At 71.1% G+C, this 18,623-nt stretch carries 15 protein-coding genes and 1 tRNA gene; 8 read left to right on the top strand and 8 right to left on the bottom strand.

Translation table 11 applies throughout. The annotated features are described in order from the left end of the window. Positions 1 to 44: 44 nt before the first annotated feature. The 4 genes from ACFQH9_RS05960 to ACFQH9_RS05945 all read left to right on the top strand — a co-directional run bounded on the left by ACFQH9_RS05960 (position 45) and on the right by ACFQH9_RS05945 (position 2,254). Positions 45 to 545 carry a MauE/DoxX family redox-associated membrane protein gene (locus tag ACFQH9_RS05960; protein ID WP_379564877.1) on the top strand — a complete coding sequence of 167 codons (501 nt, stop codon included), beginning with the start codon at positions 45 to 47 and terminating at the stop codon, positions 543 to 545. Between the two features lies 1 nt (position 546). Beyond that, positions 547 to 1,320 (top strand): DsbA family protein, encoded by a 774-nt coding sequence (locus tag ACFQH9_RS05955; RefSeq protein WP_379564876.1) that lies wholly within the window; start codon positions 547 to 549, stop codon positions 1,318 to 1,320. A gap of 70 nt (positions 1,321 to 1,390) precedes the next feature. Then, positions 1,391 to 1,463: transfer RNA gene (locus tag ACFQH9_RS05950), tRNA-Ala, on the top strand. 182 nt (positions 1,464 to 1,645) lie between these two features. Next, complete coding sequence (locus tag ACFQH9_RS05945; protein WP_379564875.1) at positions 1,646 to 2,254, top strand: hypothetical protein; 609 nt, start codon at positions 1,646 to 1,648, stop codon at positions 2,252 to 2,254. A gap of 430 nt (positions 2,255 to 2,684) precedes the next feature. Here ACFQH9_RS05945 and ACFQH9_RS05940 read toward each other — a convergent pair whose 3' ends face one another. From ACFQH9_RS05940 to ACFQH9_RS05925, 4 genes are all read right to left on the bottom strand, one after another. Continuing rightward, on the bottom strand, positions 2,685 to 3,578 hold the full coding sequence (locus ACFQH9_RS05940) for a Rossmann-like and DUF2520 domain-containing protein (protein WP_379564874.1): 894 nt from the start codon (positions 3,576 to 3,578) through the stop codon (positions 2,685 to 2,687). Between the two features lies 1 nt (position 3,579). Beyond that, on the bottom strand, positions 3,580 to 4,890 hold the full coding sequence (locus tag ACFQH9_RS05935; RefSeq protein WP_379564873.1) for an MFS transporter: 1,311 nt from the start codon (positions 4,888 to 4,890) through the stop codon (positions 3,580 to 3,582). Positions 4,891 to 5,068: 178 nt separating this feature from the next. Continuing rightward, positions 5,069 to 5,839, bottom strand: a complete 771-nt coding sequence (locus tag ACFQH9_RS05930; RefSeq protein WP_379564872.1) for an SDR family NAD(P)-dependent oxidoreductase — start codon at positions 5,837 to 5,839, stop codon at positions 5,069 to 5,071. 11 nt (positions 5,840 to 5,850) lie between these two features. Then, on the bottom strand, positions 5,851 to 7,314 hold the full coding sequence (locus ACFQH9_RS05925; RefSeq protein ID WP_379564871.1) for an aldehyde dehydrogenase family protein: 1,464 nt from the start codon (positions 7,312 to 7,314) through the stop codon (positions 5,851 to 5,853). A gap of 475 nt (positions 7,315 to 7,789) precedes the next feature. Between ACFQH9_RS05925 and ACFQH9_RS05920 the strand changes: the two genes are divergently transcribed. Then, positions 7,790 to 8,914, top strand: coding sequence for an alpha-hydroxy acid oxidase (locus tag ACFQH9_RS05920; RefSeq protein ID WP_379564870.1), 1,125 nt, complete (start codon positions 7,790 to 7,792; stop codon positions 8,912 to 8,914). A gap of 27 nt (positions 8,915 to 8,941) precedes the next feature. Here ACFQH9_RS05920 and ACFQH9_RS05915 read toward each other — a convergent pair whose 3' ends face one another. The 4 genes from ACFQH9_RS05915 to ACFQH9_RS05900 all read right to left on the bottom strand — a co-directional run bounded on the left by ACFQH9_RS05915 (position 8,942) and on the right by ACFQH9_RS05900 (position 14,861). Then, positions 8,942 to 9,706, bottom strand: a complete 765-nt coding sequence (locus tag ACFQH9_RS05915) for a FadR/GntR family transcriptional regulator (RefSeq protein ID WP_379564869.1) — start codon at positions 9,704 to 9,706, stop codon at positions 8,942 to 8,944. 119 nt (positions 9,707 to 9,825) lie between these two features. Beyond that, a complete protein-coding gene (locus tag ACFQH9_RS05910) occupies positions 9,826 to 11,997 on the bottom strand; it encodes a hydantoinase B/oxoprolinase family protein (RefSeq protein WP_379564868.1) in 2,172 nt (723 codons plus the stop codon). Positions 11,998 to 12,013: 16 nt separating this feature from the next. After that, positions 12,014 to 14,113: a hydantoinase/oxoprolinase family protein gene (locus tag ACFQH9_RS05905; protein WP_379564867.1), complete on the bottom strand. Its 2,100-nt coding sequence runs from the start codon at positions 14,111 to 14,113 to the stop codon at positions 12,014 to 12,016. Between the two features lie 49 nt (positions 14,114 to 14,162). Next, a complete protein-coding gene (locus ACFQH9_RS05900) occupies positions 14,163 to 14,861 on the bottom strand; it encodes a GntR family transcriptional regulator (RefSeq protein WP_379564866.1) in 699 nt (232 codons plus the stop codon). A 473-nt stretch (positions 14,862 to 15,334) separates the two neighbouring features. On the opposite strand from ACFQH9_RS05900, the gene ACFQH9_RS05895 reads away from it, so the two are divergent. From ACFQH9_RS05895 to ACFQH9_RS05885, 3 genes are all read left to right on the top strand, one after another. Beyond that, positions 15,335 to 15,943 carry a hypothetical protein gene (locus tag ACFQH9_RS05895; RefSeq protein WP_379564865.1) on the top strand — a complete coding sequence of 203 codons (609 nt, stop codon included), beginning with the start codon at positions 15,335 to 15,337 and terminating at the stop codon, positions 15,941 to 15,943. A 520-nt stretch (positions 15,944 to 16,463) separates the two neighbouring features. Then, on the top strand, positions 16,464 to 17,396 hold the full coding sequence (locus ACFQH9_RS05890; protein ID WP_379564864.1) for a ketopantoate reductase family protein: 933 nt from the start codon (positions 16,464 to 16,466) through the stop codon (positions 17,394 to 17,396). Between the two features lie 18 nt (positions 17,397 to 17,414). Continuing rightward, a complete protein-coding gene (locus ACFQH9_RS05885) occupies positions 17,415 to 18,623 on the top strand; it encodes a CaiB/BaiF CoA transferase family protein (RefSeq protein WP_379564863.1) in 1,209 nt (402 codons plus the stop codon).

The following is an 18,623-nucleotide window of genomic DNA, read 5'->3' as shown; positions in this document are numbered from 1 at the left end:
AGTCGCTCACCTGTGTCTCAGGTGACGGCGCTACCGTGCGCGGCGTGACGAGGGGCCGCGTTCTGGACGGGATCGGCACGCTCGCGCGGCTGGGACTCGCGGCCGTCTGGCTCGCCTCGGGGCTGATCAAGGCCTTCGACCCGGCGCAGACGTACGTGGCCGTCCGGGCCTACGACGTGCTGCCCCGGGGGGCCGTCACGGTCGTCGCCGGGGTGCTGCCCTGGTTCGAGCTGGCGCTCGGCGTGCTGCTCCTGCTCGGCATCGGGACCCGGGCCGTCGCCTGGCTCTCGGCCGGGTTGCTGGTGGTGTTCGTCGCCGGCGTGAGCCAGGCCTGGGCGCGCGGGCTGACCATCGACTGCGGGTGCTTCGGCGGCGGCGGGGCCGTGGCGCCCGGGCAGACCCAGTACGTCCAGGAGATCCTGCGCGACGCCGGGTTCCTGCTGCTGGCGGCCTGGCTGATCGTGCGGCCGCGGACGCTGCTGGCCGTGGAGAACCGGCTGGCCGGCTCCCTCGTCACGTCGGGTTCGGGTGTGGAGAGGAACTGACGTGGGCGGAGCGGATCGCAGCGACCGGAAGCGGCGGCAGGCCGCGGCCGAGGCCCGGCTGCGTGCGGCGGGGATCACCCCGAAGCGGCGGGGGCCGGGCGGGCTGAGCGGCACGAGCCTGGTGCTGACGATCGTGGCCGTCGTCGTGATCGCGGCGATCGTGGTCGGGGTCGTCGTGACGATGAACAACAGGGCGTCCGACGCGGCGGCCCCGGCACCGGCCTACCCGGTCGCGCGCAACGGCGCGATGATCACGGCCGGGCAGGCCGCGGCGCCGGTCACGGTGGACATCTACGAGGACTACCTCTGCCCGTACTGCGAGCGCTTCGAGACCACCTACAAGGACGAGCTCACCACCGCGCTCAACGAGGGCAAGATCAAGGTCAACTACCACGCGATCTCGATCCTCGACCGGGCCAGCAACCCGGTGGGCTACTCGACCCGCGCCGCCAACGCCGCGATCTGCGCCGCCGACGCCGGCATCTTCCCGGCCTACCACGCCCAGCTGTACGCCGAACAGCCCGCGGAGGGCAGCGCCGGCTTCACCAACGACGAGCTGACGGCCAAGGGCACCGCCCTCGGCGCGGGTCCCGCCTTCGGCCAGTGCGTCGCCGCCCAGGCGAACACGGGCCTGATCGAGAACGCGACCAACACCGCGGCCGCCACCCCGGCGCTGCAGACCAACGGCCAGTTCGGCACCCCGACCATCGCCGTCAACGGCGCGAAGGTCGACGTCAACGACACGAGCTGGTTGCAGAAGGCCATCCAGGCCTGAGGCCCGGCACCCCGTGGGGACCCCCCTCGATCGGGCCCCCACGGGGTGTTGTAGTGTTTCCTCATCGCAAGGGGCTGTGGCGCAGCTGGTAGCGCACTTGACTGGCAGTCAAGGGGTCAGGGGTTCGAATCCCCTCAGCTCCACCCTTCTGACCAGGCGGTTTCCACCGCCTGACGTCATCGTCGCGAGTGTCGTGGTGCCGATCGTGGTGCGAATCGCCCTAGCGTTGTCGCGTGGCCAAGATCGGCGGCAAGCGCAGGACGCGTCCTCGGGGTGAGATCGAGGAGCTTCCCAGTGGAGCCTCAAGGCGAAGGTCTACGCAGGGATGGACCCGCTGACGAAGCGCCGCCACTACCTGCGCGAGTACATCCGGGCTGGACCCGACGCCCGGGCCGAGGCGGAGAAGGCGCTGAGGCGCCTCCTGGTCCAGGTCGACGAGAAGCGCAATCCGAGGACCACGGCCACCGTCGCTCAGCTGCTGGAGCGCCACTTCGCGCTGCTCGAGGTCGAACGCATGACGAAGTCGACGTACGAGAACCTGGCGAACACCCACATCCTGCCGCTGATCGGCAAGGTCAAGCTGGCCGCGCTGTCGTCGCAGGTCTTCGACTCGTTCTACGCGGAGCTCCGCCGTTGCCGGACCCACTGCAACCGCCGGAAGGCGATCGGGCACTGGAAGACGACCTCGCACGACTGCGACCATCGCTGCCGGCCGCACGTCTGCAAGCCTCTCGCCCAGTCGACGATTCGGCAGATCCACGTGATCCTCAGCGGAGCGCTGCGTCGTGCGGTGCGGTGGCAGTGGTTGGCGAGGAACCCCATCGAGCACGCGGAGCCGCCGAAGCAGCCGCCGGCCAAGCCGCAGCCGCCGACTCGGAGGAGGCTGCACGCATCCTCAATGCATCGTGGGACGACCCGGACTGGGCGGTGCTGATCCGGCTCACGATGGTCACCGGCTCACGTCGTGGTGAGCTGTGTGCGTTGCGGTGGCACGACGTGGACCTCGTCCGTGAGGTCCTGCGCGTGGAGCGCTCGGTGGCCCGGCTCGGCAGCGAGACGTGGGAAAAGGACACAAGACCCACCAGCATCGTCCCAGCATCGTCGGATCGTCCTGGATCCCGAGTCCGTGTCCCTGCTGACGGCGCACCGCGCGGTGCATGGAGCTGGCCGCGGCGCTCGGGACCGAGCTTGGGATCGACGCTTACGTCTTCTCGGGCTCGGGCGGCGGCTCGACGCACCTGAAGCTGCGCCGCGCCCCTCCTGCTCCACGGCCAGCGCTGTGGTCGGAGAAGGCTCCGGGGCCCGCCCAAACGCGGTTTCTGGGTCGCTGACCCCGGAACATGCAGCGCGGCGTTGGTATCGGCTCAGGACCGCTCGAGAAGGAGGTTCTTGAGCTTCTCGAATTGCTCGGTCGGGAGCTGTCCGGCCTCCCACGCGATGTCGGCGCCTGCCAGCGACATCGCACGGTAGGTGGGGAGCGCCGCTGGCAGGGCGTTCTCGAGCGCTCGCAGATGGGCGTCGACCGTCCCCAGATCGCCACGCACGACCGGCCCGGTGGCGCCGTCGGCGCCCCGGGAGAGGGCGTTCTCCAGGGCCGCGCGGAGCGGCGGCCCGAGCACCTCCGCCGGCGAGCCGACACCCGCTGCCTCGAGCATTCGCGTGGCCTGTACGACGAGGGTGACCAGGTGGTTGCTCCCGTGTGCGAGAGCAGCGTGGTAGAGCCCTCGATCGGCCTCCGCGACCTCGATCGGCTTCCCGCCCATGCGGCGCACCATCCGTCGGATCCGTGGGGAGTCCTCGGGGCCGGCGGTCACGGCGAAGCAGGCACCCGACAGCCGCTCGAGCTCGGTTGTGACGTCGCCTGCGAAGGCCATGGCCGGATGCATCGCCCCGGTGACCGCTCCCCGATCGGCGAGAGGCTGGAGCACCTGCGACCCGTATCGACCGCTGACGTGAACGACCGTCACGCCCTGCCACGGCTCGGGTCCGGCGGCGAGGTTCTCGATGACGTCCCCGAGCACGTCGTCAGGCACCGCGACGATGACGAGGCCGGCGTGGAGGGCCAGGTCCGATGCGATACCCACCCGCTGGATCGAGGGGAACGACTGCTCCGCACGGTCCTGCGCGGGCTCGTGGGAATCCCAGACCGCTGCGATGCGGTGACCGGCGCGCCGCAGTGCCCCGGCGAGGACGAGCCCCACCTTGCCGGCCCCTGCCAGGCCCACGGCGGGAAGGTCCGTTTCCGCGCCGGATCGCATCTCAGGTCTCCGTGGCCTGGATGACGGAGTGCTGCGGTTCAGCGGGCGTGGCGCCGCGACGGGCGATGCGGCGCCCCACACCGACCATCGAGGACGCGGCCAGCGCGAGGAAGACCGCGGCGGTGGTGATCGCCGCCGCACTGTTGCCCAGGCCCGGGCCCTCGCCCTTGATCAGCGCCACCATGTAGGGGGACACGAAGCCGGCGATGTTGCCGATCGCCGCGATCAGGGCGATGCCGCCTGCGGCCGCAGCCCCACGGAGCAGGTACGGCGCCTGGGCCCAGAACACGGCCAGGGGCGAGAGGCAGCCGATCGCGCCGAGGGTGAAGCCGACCAGGGCCAGGACGGGCGACGTGCTCAGGCTCGAGGCCGCGAGCACCAGCCCGACGACGCCGACGAGGGTCGTGATGACGTAGTGCCAGGTCCGCTCGCCAGTTCGATCGGAGTTGCGCGAGAGGAACCACATCACGAGGGCGGCGAACAGGTACGGGATCGCAGTCAGCAGACCGATCTGACCGGTCGTGAAGGTGCCGAGCTGCTTCACGATCGTGGGCAGGAAGAACGCCAGCGCATAGATCGGGATGATCATGCAGAAGAACGCGGCCGACATCCCGAGCACACCGAGATCCTTCGCCGCCGCCGCGAACGTGCCCGGTCGGTGGCCCGCGGCGTCATGAGCCGCCTCCTCGCGCTCCAGCTCGCCGAGCAGCCATGCACGCTGCTGGTCGGTCAACCAGGCCGCCTGCGACGGGCGATCGGTGAGGAAGCGGAAGACGACGAAGGCCATGACCAGGCACGGCGCACCCTCCACCAGGAACATGAACTGCCAGCCGGTCAGGCCCCACGGAGTGAAGCCCATGAGCCAGCTCGAGAGTGGGGCACCGATGACCGTGGAGATGGGGACGGCGAGGTAGAAGATGCCGATCAACCGCGCGCGGCGCTTGGCGGGAACCCATTGCGAGAGGTACAGGACGACCCCGGGAACGAGGCCCGCTTCGGCGACGCCGAGCAGGAAGCGCAGGACGTAGAAGCTCCACTCCCCCTGCACCAGGAACATCGCCATGGACACCAGACCCCAGGTGAACATGATGCGGGCGATCCAGAGTCGCGCACCGACCTTGTGCAGGATCATGTTGCTGGGCACCTCGAACAGCACGTAGCCGACGAAGAACAGCCCGGCACCGAGACCGAACGCGGCCTCGCTGAGGCCGAGGTCCGGCTGCATCTGCAGCTTGGCGATCGAGATGTTGGTGCGGTCGAGGTAGTTGAGGATGTAGACGAAGAACAGCAGGACCGCGAGGCGCAGGGTCACCGCGCGCAAGGTGCTGCGTTCGAGTCGTGCGGCAACAGCGGTGTTGTCCGACATGAACATCTCCCGAGTAGGTCTGCAGGATGGAGAGCTGCGGAGCGCAGCAGGGATCGGCGCGGCCCCGGTTCACGGGGCCACGCCGATCCACTGCCGGAGTGCGGAACGAGGCCGCCCGGCTCGGTCAGGTGGGAGGGGTGAAGCGCCCGTCGACCGCGGTCCAGCCGCCGTCGACCATCATGGTCGAGCCGGTGACGAAGCTGGCCGCGTCCGAGGCGAGGTAGACGACCGCGCCGGCAAGCTCCGACGGCTGGGACCAGCGGCCGAGGGCGCCCTTCGTCGCGTAGGCGTCGTACCAGCTCTTGTCCGCCTTGATCTGTGTGGTCAGTGGGGTCTCGACAACGCCGGGTGCGACGGCGTTGACCCGGACCCCCGCCTCGCCGAACTCGGCTGCCGCGGCCTTGACCAGCTGGATCGCGCCGGCCTTCGTGGCGGCGTAGACGGACTGTCCGGGCTCGACGACGAAGCCGCGCACCGAGGAGAAGACCACGATGCTGCCCGTGCCGCGGCGGACCATCTCCCGCCCGAAGGCCTGCAGGACGGTGAACGTGGCCTTCAGGTTGAGTCCGCTGACCCGGTCGAACTCCTCGACGCTGTAGTCGAGGATCCTTTTGCGCACGTTCATCGCGGCGGTGAGGACGAGGACGTCGATGTCACCGAGGTCGACCGCCGCGCGCTGCACGGCCTCGACGTCGGTGATGTCGAGGGTCACCGCCTCCCCGTCCACGGCGGACGCGGTGTCCTTCGCCGTGTCGGAGTCCTTGTCGACGGCGACGACGGAGGCGCCGTGAGCGGCGAGCGCGAGGGCGACCTCGCGGCCGATACCGCCGGCGCCGATGAGGACTGCGCGGCGCCCGTCCAGGCGGAACAGGTTCGCGTAGGGGTTGTCGGTCATCGCAGTCCTTCTCATTCCGGCCGGATGATGGCCATGCGGGTCACGGTCAGCTCCTCGATCGCGAACCGCGGGCCCTCGCGGCCGATCCCGGAGTCCTTCACCCCGCCGTAGGGCATGATGTCCGACCGGAAGCCGGGCACCTCGTTGATCACGACCCCGCCCACCTCGAGTTCCTCGATCGCGGCGAACGCGGTGGCCAGCGAGCGGGTGAACACGCTGGCGTGCAGGCCGTACCGCGAGCGGTTCACCGCCTCCAGGGCGCTCTCCAGGTCGGGCACCGAGCGGATCGCCACCACCGGCGCGAAGATCTCCTCGCACCAGGCGTTGGCGCTCTCGGGGACGTCCAGCAGGATCGTGGGCTCGATGGTGCGGTCCACGACCCGCCCGCCGTGCAGCACCTTCGCCCCGGCCTGCTCGGCCTCCTCGATCCATGTCAGGACGCGTCGGGTGGAGGCCTCGTTGATCAGCGGAGCGACCCTCGTACCGGGCTCGCGGGGGTCGCCTACCGTCAGCTCGCCGATGCGGGCGCTCAGCCGGGACACGAAGTCGTCGACGACGGGCGCGCAGACGATCACGCGCTGCACGGCGATGCAGGCCTGCCCGTTGAAGTAGAAGCCGCCCCGCAGTACCGCGTCCGCGGCCTTGTCCAGGTCGGCGTCCACATCCACGACGAGGGCCGCGTTGGAGCCCAGCTCCAGCAGGGTCTTGCGCGGGGCGGCGTCCCGGGCGATCTGGTGGCCGACCGCGGCGGAGCCGGTGAAGGACACCGCGCCGACCCGCGGGTCGGTGACGAGCGTGCGCCCCACCTCGGCGTCACCGGTGACGATCTGGACGATCTCGGGCGGCGCCCCGTGCGTGGCCGCCGCCCGCCGCACGATGTCGGCGAGCCACAGCGTGGCCAGCGGGGTAGCGGGGGCGGGTTTGCAGATGACCGGGCAGCCCGCCGCGATCGCCGGCGCGATCTTGTGGCTGGCGAGCAGGAGCGGGCCGTTGAACCCGGCGATCCCGATGACCAGCCCGATCGGCTTCCGCTGCCAGAAGCCGACCATGCCGGCGCCGGAGGCCTGCAGGTCGAGGGGCACCGTCTCACCGTGGAGGTGCGAGACCTCCTCGGCGGTCGCGGCCCACGTGAAGAGCGTGCGGGAGAACTCGACCGCACAGTCCGACCGGGTCTTGCCCGTCTCGGCGACGAGCAGGTCGACGAACTGCTCCTCGTTCGCGGCGAGCTCCCGCTCGACGTCGAGCAGGATCGCCCGCCGGACGGCCGAGCTGAGCTTCCCCACCGGACGGACCGCCGCCAGCCCCGCCTCGAGGGCGGCCTGCGCGTGGGCGACGGAGCCGACGGGCGCCTGGGCGACGACCGATCCGTCGTAGGGGAACACGATCGGCGCGGACTCCACGTCCGTCGCCCATCCGGAGCCGATCGGCAGTCCGGGTGGCACTTCGGGAAGTGCGAAGCTCGACGACGAGCTCATCAGCGAAATCTCCTCTGGACGACATCGTCCTCAGTCCTGGACGCGGCCGGGCGCCTCTGGTCCGAGCTGGTCCGACCAGCTGCCCGCGTTGAGGATGCCTGGTCGGTCGCGCAGGGTCAAGCCGTCGGACGCAGAATGGGCTCTCACCTGCGTGTAGAGGAGGGCGATGCCGCGGGAGCCACAAGATGCTCTTGACGCCACGCGTACCGCACGGGAATCGTCATCTCTGTATCCACAGCGGGCGGTGCTCGACCGGAGGACGCCTGCATCAGGAGCCGGCGCCAGGCGCGCTCGGTCGGAGAAGACGACGAGGAAGTCGATGACGACTGCTCCCAGCCCGGCCCCGGCCGGGTCGGCCACGGGCCCCGCTCGACAGCCGGTACGCCGGCGGGTCCCGCGGTGGTCCGAGGTCAGACCGCTGCTCGGGTTCGAGCCGCTGCAGCTGAGCGCACGACGCCGGCGACTCGCCCGAGCGGTGACCGTCGAGGACCTGCGGGCCGCCGCTCGGCACCGGGTGCCGCGGTCGGTCTTCGAGTTCGTCGACGGCGGCGCGGAGGACGAGCTCACGATGCAGCGCACGAGAGAGGCGTTCGCGCGTGTCGAGTTCCGCCCGCGGGTCCTGGGCGGCGCGGAGGCCGTCGACATCTCGACGACTCTGTTCGGGCGGCGGATGACTCAGCCGCTCGTGCTCGGACCGACCGGCTTCTGCCGACTGTCCCACCACGAGGGTGAGAGGGCGGTCGCCCGCGCCGCGGCGTCGGCGGGGATCCCGTTCGGGCTCACGACGATGGGCACGGTCTCCCTCGAGGACGTCGCCGCGGTGGGCGGCCCCGCTGCCGCGCGCTGGTTCCAGCTCTATGTCATGCGTGACCGTGGGCTGACCCTCGAGTTGATCGAGCGGGCGAAGGCGGCGGGGTACGAGGCTCTCCTCGTCACCGTGGACACACCCGTTACCGGTCAGCGGCGGCGCGACGTGCGCAACGGCTTCTCCGTGCCGCCGAAGCTGACTCCCCGCACGCTGCTCGACCTGTCCCGAAGGCCGGCGTGGTGGATGAACCTGCTCACCACCGAGCAGCTGACGTTCGCCAGCGTCCCGGCGGGTGAGCCGGAGGCGCATGCCGCCTTCATCGACGGCGTCTTCGATCCCGCGGTCTCCTTCGCCGACCTCGAGCACGTGCGCGAGGTGTGGGACGGCCCGCTGCTCCTCAAGGGCGTCCAGACGGTCGAGGACGCCCGCAGGGCCGCCGATCACGGCGCTGACGGGGTGGTGCTGTCCTCACACGGTGGGCGGCAGCTCGACCGGTCCCCGGTGGCCCTGGAGGTCCTGCCGGAGGTGGTGTCCGCAGTCGGCGACCGGCTGGAGGTCCTCCTCGACTCGGGCGTGCGGACCGGGGCCGACGTGGCCGCCGCGATCGGGCTCGGCGCAAAGGCATGTCTGGTCGGACGGCCCTATCTCTACGGCCTGATGGCGGGCGGGGAGGAGGGCGTCGAGACGATGATCGAGATCTTCGCCTCGGAGCTACGGCGCACGATGCACTTGCTGGGGGCCCCGACCGTCGACGACATCACGCCCTCGATGGTGCGGCTCCGGGAGGCCTGACATCCGGCAGTTCCAGGCGCCGCGCAGTCAGCCGCTCGGCACGCGTCCGCCGCACTCGCGGACCAGGTCGGCCATGACGGCGCGTTCCGCGTCGTCCACGTAACCGGCGTAGTACGCGTACAGAGTCTCCCGAGCCAGCCGGGACGCGAGCAGCCCGTCCCGGTCGGCAATGGCGTCGAAGACCGCCCGATGATGTCGGATCGACTGCAGCATGTGCTCGGTCTGGTCAGCTGCGTCGAGGATCGTCTGCGAGATGAGGGTCTGGATCGCTTCGCGTGTGACGTCGCCGTAGACCTGGACGAGCTGGTTGCCGCCCGCCGCGGCCACGAGCTCGTGGAACTCCGCGTCGGCCCTGCCGAACTCGCGGTAGCCGCTCCGCATCGACTGCCGCATTCGTGCCATGTTCCGTTCGAGGCCGACGAGCTGCGCCTCGGTGCGGCGGTTCGCCGCCAGCAGGTTCGCCGAGGCGTCTGCGATCATGCGGAACTGGACGAGCTCGCCGAGGGTGAAGACCTTCGCCGAGGTGAGCATGGCCACCGAGCGCCGGACCGGCCCGACCGAGACGGGCAGCACCAACGGCCCACGGGGATCACGCGGCTGGGAGCGGACGAGCTCCATGCTCTCGAGGACCCGCAGCGCCTCCCGGACGGAGGCCCGACCGATCGAGAACTTCTCCACGAGCTCCCGCTCGCTGGGAAGGCGGTCGCCGGGCCTGAGGTCGCCGGAGGCGATCGCGTTCTGGACGTAGTCGACCACGCGCTGGAAAACCCGTCCGTCCGCCTCGGTCGTCACCCACACACCTTCCGGGATTCTCATGGTCAGTGCCGACAGTTCGGCGCATCCCGAGGATACCGGGAGAACGACGTCCGGCCGGCCCGGCGTCAGCCGGGCCGGCTCGGGCGGCGCCCCGATCAGGCGGTCAGGACGAAGTCCTTCCAGGCCTTGCCTTCTGCGGGCTCCGTGTCCACCCATAGCGCGGTGACGCATTCCGGGCAGACGTAGGCGACGGTCGCCAGGTCGGCGTGGACCTCCACCCGGGACCCCAGGTCGTCCGGTCCGAGGATCACCCGGCCCGCGATGGCCTCCCAGCCGTCGCCGACCGGGCCGAGCACGGTGGAGCAGTGCCGGCAGGAGGCGATACCGCCCTCATGGGTGAGCAGCGAGGCACCCCAGATCCCGGTGGGCTCGCCCGCGGTCACGGTGCTGCGCTCGGGCGCGGTCATCCGCGCCCTGCGGGCCTCGCGGATCGACGCCCGCAGGGTGTCGGTGCCGTCCGGGTCCACCGCGCCGTCGGACAACGCGACGCCGTAGAGGCGCGCGGCCGCGTCGAGCGAGACCGCGCCCGCCTGCACGTCGGCCGCAACGCGGGCCGGGTCGCGCAGGAGCGGATCCCCGTAGCCGCCGCCGTTCTGGACCGTGCACTCGAAGACGTCCCCGTGCGCGATCCGCGCGGCGGGGGAGACTCCCGGCAGCACCTGGTGCTCGCCGGCCAGCTCGGTCAGCGCCCCGACCGGGCGGCCCTCGCCGAGGTGGTCCAGCACCCCGGAGCCGGTGACGCGCTCGAACCGCGCGCAGGAGCCTGGCAGCCCGCCGAACAGCCCGGTCCGGTTCGGCAGGGTGACGCCGTGCGTGCCGAGCACGCCCGTGACCTCGGTGGTGTCGATCGGGGTCAGGGCGAACTGGATGCCGTTGCCGCCGCGGAAGGTGCCGGCGCCGCCGGAGTCGGGGACCTGGCGTCGCCACAGGTAGAGCAGCGGGTGCCGCATCTCCTGCTGCTCGACGTCACCGGCCCCGCCGCCGAGGATGACCATGGAGCCGCCGGTGTCGACGCCGTCCCGGAAGGAGAACGCGGGCCCGCCCCACAGCAGCGAGTCCATGTACATCGACGCGAACGGCTCGCCGTGCTGGTCGATCCCGCCGAACTGGTTGAGCTGCCACGAGCCGTCCGACGGGCCGAAGGCGTGGTTCTCGTACTTCTCGCTGAACGACAGCATCTTCGCGATCGCGCCGCCCGCCGAGCAGGTGGCCGTCCAGTTCGCCCCGGCCGCGCCGCCGGACACCGGCATCGGCTCGACGGCGGTGACGCACAGCCCGTCCGGCGCCACGACCTCGACCGGCCGCATCAGCCCGTGGTTCCACGGGATGTCGGAGCCGAAGGTGCACAGCATGAGCGTGGCGACGGCGCCGAGCAGCCCGCCGCGCGTGGTCATCCCGTACGCCGGGGACTGCGGGCTGGAGCCGGAGAAGTCGAAGACGATCCGGTCGGCCGTCTTGGTCATCCGGCAGGGGACCTGCAGCAGCTCGATGTCCCCGTCGGACGAGCCGGCCGGCCGGTCCAGGTAGGACGTGTGCTCGTACACCCCGTCCGGCAGCTCGCGCAGCATCGCCCGCAGCTCGGCCTCGGAGTTGTCCAGCGTGCGCTCCATGGTCGCCTTGACCTGCGCGGCGCCGTAGCGGTCGCACAGCTCGTGGAAGCGCGCCTCGGCGACCCGCAGCCCGGCGAGGAAGGCGCGGAAGTCGTTGGCGACGGTGTCGTGCATGCGGGAGTTGAGGACGATCGTGTCCCAGAGCTCCTGGTTGAGCACGTCGCGGCGCACGATCCGGCCCGGCGGGATCCGGATGCCCTCCTGGAACACGTCCGTGGCCGTGGTGCACCAGCTGCCCGGGTCCATGCCGCCCAGGTCCACCTGGTGGGCCATGCAGCCCAACCAGGCCACGATCTCCCCGTCGCGGAACACCGGCTTGCAGAACTGCACGTCGTTCTGGTGCATGGCCGCGAGGTACGGGTCGTTGATGATGAAGACGTCGCCGGGCTCGATGTCGTCGTAGCGGTCGAGGAACACCTCGATCGCCATGGCGCCGGTGTAGATCGGCGTGAGCAGGTACGTGCCGATGATCGCCATCTCGCCGGCGGCGGTGTAGATGCCGAAGTTGTAGTCCGTGGCGTGCACGACCGGCGAGCCGGAGACGTGCTCGACCGTCGTGGCGCCCTCGGAGTTGATGGACCAGAGCTTGTGCCGGATGACCTCGAAGGTGACCGGGTCCACGGCGTGCGGAGTGTCGGTGGAGGTGGGGTTCGTCATCGCCGGTCCTCTTCGGTCAGCGGTTCTGGATGATGATGTCGCCGAAGCCGTCGACCTCGGCGTCCTGGTCCGGCCCGATGACGACCGTGGTGTCGCGCAGCTCCACGATCGCCAGGCCCTCGATCCGCAGCCCGTCGTGCAGGTGCTCGGCGCGGTAGACCTTCGCCTCGCACCACTCGCCGCCGGAGAAGACGCGGCGCAGCCCGGGCTCACCCGAGCCCGCCGCCTGTGCGCCGGTGTCGAACTCGGCGCGGGGGACCGGGCTGGTGGCGACGACCCGGAAGGTGGTGATCTCCACGCCGCCCTCCAGGAACGCGGCGCCCTTGCCGAACCGCCCCTCGTAGACCTCGACGAACCGCTCGACCACGGCGTTCACGTCCGCCGCCGTCAGCGTCTCGGCCTCGACCGGGACGGTCAGGACGTGGATCTGCGCGCGGAAGCGGATCTCGACCGACCGGGCGACGCTGATCGAGTCCTCGGCGGCGCCCGCGGCGACAAGGTCGCGGCGGGCGCGGGCGGCGAGCTCGTCGAACGTGGCGTTGAGCTCGGCGGGGGGCAGTGCGGAGGCGTGGTCGGTGGTGCCGGGCGGGGTCTGCATCGGCTTGGACAGCTCCTCGACCATGGTCAGGTCGGAGCAGCCGATGCCGAACGCCGAGTGCACCGACGCGGTGATCGGCACGACGATCTGCGGGCAGCCCAGCTCGGCGCCGTAGGAGAAGGCGTGCAGCGGACCCGCGCCGCCGTAGGCGAACACGGTGAAGTCGGTGGGGTCGTAGCCCTGCTCGACGGTCACCTGCCGCACCAGGTCGGCCATGCGGGCGTCGACGATGGTCTTGATGCCCTCCGCGGCCTGCTCGACGGTGAGCCCGGTGGGCTTCGCGACGTGCTCGTCGATCGCCGCGCGCGCCTTCTCCACGTCGAGGGTCAGCCTGCCGCCCAGGAAGTTGTCCGGGTTGAGGTAGCCGAGCACGAGGTCGGCGTCGGCGACCGTGGGCAGGGTGCCGCCGCGGCCGTAGCAGGCGGGGCCGGGGCGCGCGCCGGCCGACTCGGGGCCGACCTGCAGCACGCCGTTGCGCACCGAGGCGATCGAACCCGCGCCCGCACCGATGGCCCGCACCGCCACCGAGGGCAGGGCGAGCTGGTCGCGGCCGATCAGGGTGGTGTTGGACATGACCGGGCGCCCGTCGAGCACCAGCCCGACGTCGAAGCTGGTGCCGCCCATGTCCGTGGTCACCACGTTGCGGTGGCCGGACCGCGCGCCGAGGAACTGTGAGGCGACGACGCCGCCGACCGGCCCGGACATCACCGTCGCGGCCGCGCGCTTCTCCACCTCGGCGAAGGTCGCCAGGCCGCCGTTGGACTGCATGAGCAGCGGGTCCGCGCGCAAACCGGCCGTCGTCAGCGTCGACTCGAAGGAGTCGAGGGAGGTCTTGAGGACGGGACGCAGGCTGGCGTTCACCGCCGTGGTCAGCGTGCGCTCGTACTCGCCGATGCGCGGTAGGAACTCGCTCGACAGCGTCACCGAAGCGCCCGGCACCTCCTCGGCGATGATCTCCGCGACCCGGCGCTCGTGGACGTCGTTGGCGAAGGACCAGAGCAGCGAGACCGCGTAGACCTCGGCGCCTGCGGCGCGCAGGTCGGAGACCGCGCGGCGGACGTCCGCCTCGTCGAGCGGCGAAACCACGCGACCGGCATAGTCGACCCGCTCGGTGACCTCGGCGATGAGCCGCCGCGGCACCGCGGCGGGCTGCTTGACGAGCGTGCGGAAGCGCTTGACCTCCTCCTCGTCGAGCCCGATGCTCTTGAACCCGCGCATCACGCTCAGCGTGTCGCCGAACCCACGGGTCTGGATCAGGCCGACCTTGCGGTGCCTGCCCTCCAGCATCGCGTTCGTGGCGACGGTCGTGCCGTGGGCGAACACCTCGACGTCCGCCAACAGGTCCGCCAGCGCGACACCGCGCTCGTCGGCGGCGAGGACGAGGGTGTCGAGAACACCCTGGGCGGGGTTGTCCGGGACGGTGGACGACTTGTAGCGGCCGACGCCACCGGCGTCGTCGATCACCACCGTGTCGGTGAACGTGCCGCCGATGTCGGAGGCGACGTAATAGGTGGGCATCCGGCTGTCACTCCTCTGTGGCGCAGGTTGCGGGGGTGGAACGGGGAGGTCAGGAAGCGTCCCCGGTCCGGCGGGAGTCGTCGCCCCGGTTCGCCCGGAGCTGGGCGATCGTCGCCTCGATGTGGTCGCGGGCGAGGTGCTCGGCACCGGGGCCGTCACCGGCCTCGATCGCGTCCGCGATGGCACTGTGCTCACCGATCGCGCGGGACGCGGTATCCGGGCTCACGAGTGCCACGGGGGCGAAGACCTGAGCCGTCATACGGATGATGGAGCTCTGACCGAGGACGAAGTCGTTCCCCGACAGGTTCAGCACCTGCTCGTGGAAGTCGACGTTGGACTGGGTGTACTGCCGCGGCTCCCACGGCTCGATCGTCGCCTGCTGGATCTGGATCGCCTGCCTGAGCAGCCGGACCCCGGACCGGGTCGCCCGCTCGGCGGCCAGCCGAGCGGCGAGCCCGTCGACGACCGCCCTCAGCTGGTAGGCGTCGAGCAGGGTGTCCAGGTCCCCGGTCACGACCCGGGCGCCCTGGCCCGCCTTGACCTGTACGAGGCCCTCCTGCTCCAGGATGCGCAGAGCCTCACGGAGCGGCGTCCGGCTGACCCCGAGCTCCGCGGACAGGTGCTCCTGCCGGAGCCAGGACCCGGTCGGGTACCGGTGGGTGTAGATCCGCTCCCGGATGACGGACGCGATCTCGTCGACGAGGGGGATGACCGGTGCGGCGGGAGTCCGCTTCCGACTGCTCGGCATCACTGCCGTCCTCTCCGCTGAGCCAAACCTTGGATACAGCGACCCGAAGACTGGACCATCCAGCGGTGGCAGTCAAGGCGGAGACCGCTAGGGCGGGCCGGCTTGCACAGTTTGCGCTGGTAGAAGGCTCCTGACGACTCGTGCTCGGATGCACGACGGAGAGCGGCCCCCGTGCTCGACGACCCCGGGTGGTCGGACCAGATGATCCCCGGCCCGGGCGGCCGGGCGAGCCGGGCGAGCGCTCTCTCGTGTCGTGGACGCTTGCACGCAGATCGGTCTGACCAGCTCGGAGCGCGACGCACCGGGGTTGCGAGTGGCGTGAAGGCGTTCGCTGGTCTGGCCGGCTTCATCTCGAGCCTGAGCAGCCTGTTCTCGCTGGTCCGGCGCGGGCTGCTCGACCGCAGTGAGAGGCGCAGCGCTCCCGGGCGGTCGCGGGGGACACCGGGCTGCCCGAGGGCAAGCTGCACGCGGCGGTGTCCATGCTCAGCGGTGGCAACCCGCAGAAGATCGTCCTGGCCCGCGCGCTCTACCGGGAGCCGACCGTGCTGCTGCCCCACGACGGCACCCGCGGCGTGGACGTCGGCACCAAGGCCGACATCTTCGCCCTGGTCGCCGGGCTGGCGGCCAAGGGGACAAGCGTCGTCTTCTGCTCCAGCGACCTCAGCGCGCTCGCGCACTTCTGCGACCGGGTCTACGTGATGGCGGAGGGACGGGTCCGCGGCCGGCTCGACGCCGCCGGCGGCGAGCTCTCGGAGGAGAGCATCCTGCGGCTCGCGCTCACCCCCGGCGCAGACGATGGTCGTGCTCGTCCGCGGGCTCGACCTGTCCGTGGGCGGCATCCTCGCCGTCGCGACGGTGGTCACCGCCTCCGCGCAGGGCGGCGGACCCGGCTGGATCGCCCTCGCCCTGGCGTCGGGATCGGCCTCGGCCTGCTCAACGGCCTCCTGGTGGGCCCGGTCGGGATGCAGCCGTGCATCGTGACCCTGGCGGCCTGGACGATCTTCAACGGCATCGCGCTGACTCGCTGCTGCCGCTGTTCAACCTCGAACCGGCGTCGCTGTCGATCGCGTACGGCGTGGTGATCCTCGTCGGCGTCCGGGTCACGACGACGCGGGGGACCGGGCGCGGACGGGGGCGCCGCGCCCACCGTGCCGAGGAATTGGCAGCAGCCGGTTGAACAGCGCCCGGTGAGGCTTGGATACAACATGACTGTTGTGGTGTCCGTGCCCGTCCGCAGTGGGCGGACTTTGCTGAATCCCGCGTTTTCGCAGCTTCTCGCGGGCTGAGACGCGGCGTACGTCGCACTTGACGCGAGGTGGCGAGGGAAGGCATCCTCGCTGTCAGGGAGAGCTGGTCAGACCAGCTTGGCCACGGTGCGGCACGCCGGGTGCAAGCCGCGCGAGGAGCGCTGGTGGGCTCGAAGAGGAGCTGTGTGTGTCGCGGAGCGGGATCCGGGCCCGATGGGGCCGCAGCGGGCGGCGATCTCCTCGCCCCCGGCGTCGCCAGGTGGAGTCGGCGCGACCGCGGACCACGTGTCGTCTCCGACAGCCCTCGCCCGGTCCCCGATCCGATGTACGGAACTCGACGAGAGGAACCGACCACGTGAGCAAGATCGCCATTGTCGGCACGGGAGCGATGGGCTCGGTGTACGCCGGGCTCCTCGCCTCGGCCGGGAACGAGGTCTGGGCCGTCGACACCTGGGCCGAGCACATCGACGCCATCCGTCGCAACGGCTTGCGCGTCGAGGGAGCGAGCGGCGACCGCGTCGCGCACCCGCACGCGACCACGGACGCAGCGGAGGCCGGGCAGTGTGATCTCGTCGTCATCGCCACGAAGGCCCGCGACGTCGTCGAGGCCGCGACGGCGGCCAAGCCGCTCGTCGGTGCCGACACCGTCGTGCTGACGATCCAGAACGGGCTGGGCAGTGCGGAGCGGATCGCCGGGGCCCTCGGTGACGGCCGAGGCGTGGCGGTCGGCATCGTGGGCGGCTTCGGCGCGTCCATCCCCGAGCCGGGCCATGTGAGGCACGAGGGCTGGGAGATGCTTCACATGGGTCAGCTCGACGGCCCGGTGACCCCCGAACTCGAGACCGTCGCCTCGGTCTGGTCCGACGCCGGGTTCCGGGTGTCCACCTACGACGACATCGAGCTCATGGTGTGGGAGAAGTTCCTCTGCAACGTGTGCTACTCCGGAACATGCGCGGTCACCGGTCTGACGATCGGCGAGGTGATCGAGGATCCCCACGCCTGGCGCATCGCGTCCGGCTGCGCCACCGAGGCGTGGGAGGTCGGGCGGGCCCTGGGCGTCCCCCTCGCCATCGAGGACCCGGTCGACTACGTGCGGAGGTTCGGATCCACCATCCCGCACGCTCGTCCGTCGATGCTGCTCGACGTCCTCGCCGGGCGGCTCAGCGAGATCGACGTCATCAACGGGGCGGTCCCCGAGCAGGCCGCCCGCGCCGGTCTGCGGGCGCCCTTCAACGAGGTCGTGACCGCGCTCGTGCGCCAGCGCGAGTCCCGACTGCTGCCGGCCTGACCGAAGAGGAGAACGGACATGAGCACTGCTGCCACCCCCCGGTCCCTGGCCGGCCTCCGAGTCATCGACGCCGCCTCACTGGCCGCGGGCCCGCTGGTGGCCACCTGGCTCGGCGAGCTCGGCGCCGAGGTGATCAAGATCGAGCAGCCGGAGGGCGGGGACGCCGTCCGCCAGTGGGGCGCCCAGAAGGACGGCGTCGGTCTGATGTGGAAGAGCCTGGGCCGCAACAAGAAGTCGGTGACGCTCAACCTCCGGGAGGAGCGCGGCCGCGACATCCTGCGCGGGCTGGCCCGCGGGGCCGATGTCCTGATCATGAACCTGCGTCCCTCCACGATGACGCGGTGGGGCATCGACTACGAGGCGATGGCCGCGGAGAACCCGAGCCTGGTGATGGTGCACATCACCGGGTTCGGCGCAGGCGGCCCGAAGTCCGACTACCCGGGCTTCGGGACGCTGGGTGAGGCGATGAGCGGGTTCGCCCACATGACCGGACACCCCGACGGCCCGCCGACGCTCCCGTCGTTCATGCTCGGGGACGGTGTCGCCGCGCTCAACGCGACCTACGCCGTCCTCGCCGCCCTCTACCACCGGGACGTGCACGGCGGCGCCGGACAGCTGATCGACGTCAACCTCATCGAGCCCCTCGCCCGGCTCCTCGAACAGCCGGTGCTGACCTACGACCAGCTCGGCGTCGTCCCCACGCGCAGCGGCAACCGATGGGACATCTCGGCCCCCCGCAACACCTACCGCACCAAGGACGACCGCTGGCTGGCCATGTCCGGCAGCGCCCCGTCGATCGCCATGCGTGCGCTGCGCGCCGTCGGACGGGCCGACCTGACCACGGACCCGCGCTTCGCCGAGGCGCAGCAGCGGCTCAAGAACGCGGCCGAGGTCGACAAGGTGATCGCCGACTGGGTCGCCGAGCACACCCTCGACGAGGCGATGGCGGTGTTCGAGGAGGCGCAGGTCGCCGCTGCTCCCGTCTACGACGCCGAGCAACTGCTCGACGACCCGCAGCTCAAGGCCCGCAACGTGTACCGCCGCATCCCCGATCCCGAGCTCGGCCACATGACCGTGCAGGGGCCGGTGCCGATGCTCACCGCGACCCCCGGCCGGGTCGACCACCTCGGCCCCCCGCTCGGCGAGCACACCGACGAGGTCCTGGCCGACCTCCTCGAGCTCTCCGACACCGACCTGAAGTCCCTGCGCGAAGACGGAGTGATCTGA

It is taken from the genome of Pseudonocardia lutea (assembly GCF_042658055.1).
Taxonomy (GTDB): domain Bacteria; phylum Actinomycetota; class Actinomycetes; order Mycobacteriales; family Pseudonocardiaceae; genus Pseudonocardia; species Pseudonocardia lutea.
Note: the sequence above shows the minus strand (reverse complement) of the source record. Positions and strands in the feature narration are given on the sequence as shown.

Coding starts and splice junctions, on each gene's coding strand:
- ACFQH9_RS05925 (WP_379564871.1), bottom strand. CDS start 7,314: ATGAGCTCGTCGTCGAGCTTCGCACTTCCCGAAGTGCCACCCGGACTG.
- ACFQH9_RS05885 (WP_379564863.1), top strand. CDS start 17,415: ATGAGCACTGCTGCCACCCCCCGGTCCCTGGCCGGCCTCCGAGTCATC.
- ACFQH9_RS05930 (WP_379564872.1), bottom strand. CDS start 5,839: ATGACCGACAACCCCTACGCGAACCTGTTCCGCCTGGACGGGCGCCGC.
- ACFQH9_RS05940 (WP_379564874.1), bottom strand. CDS start 3,578: ATGCGATCCGGCGCGGAAACGGACCTTCCCGCCGTGGGCCTGGCAGGG.
- ACFQH9_RS05910 (WP_379564868.1), bottom strand. CDS start 11,997: ATGACGAACCCCACCTCCACCGACACTCCGCACGCCGTGGACCCGGTC.
- ACFQH9_RS05905 (WP_379564867.1), bottom strand. CDS start 14,113: ATGCCCACCTATTACGTCGCCTCCGACATCGGCGGCACGTTCACCGAC.
- ACFQH9_RS05900 (WP_379564866.1), bottom strand. CDS start 14,861: ATGCCGAGCAGTCGGAAGCGGACTCCCGCCGCACCGGTCATCCCCCTC.
- ACFQH9_RS05945 (WP_379564875.1), top strand. CDS start 1,646: ATGGACCCGCTGACGAAGCGCCGCCACTACCTGCGCGAGTACATCCGG.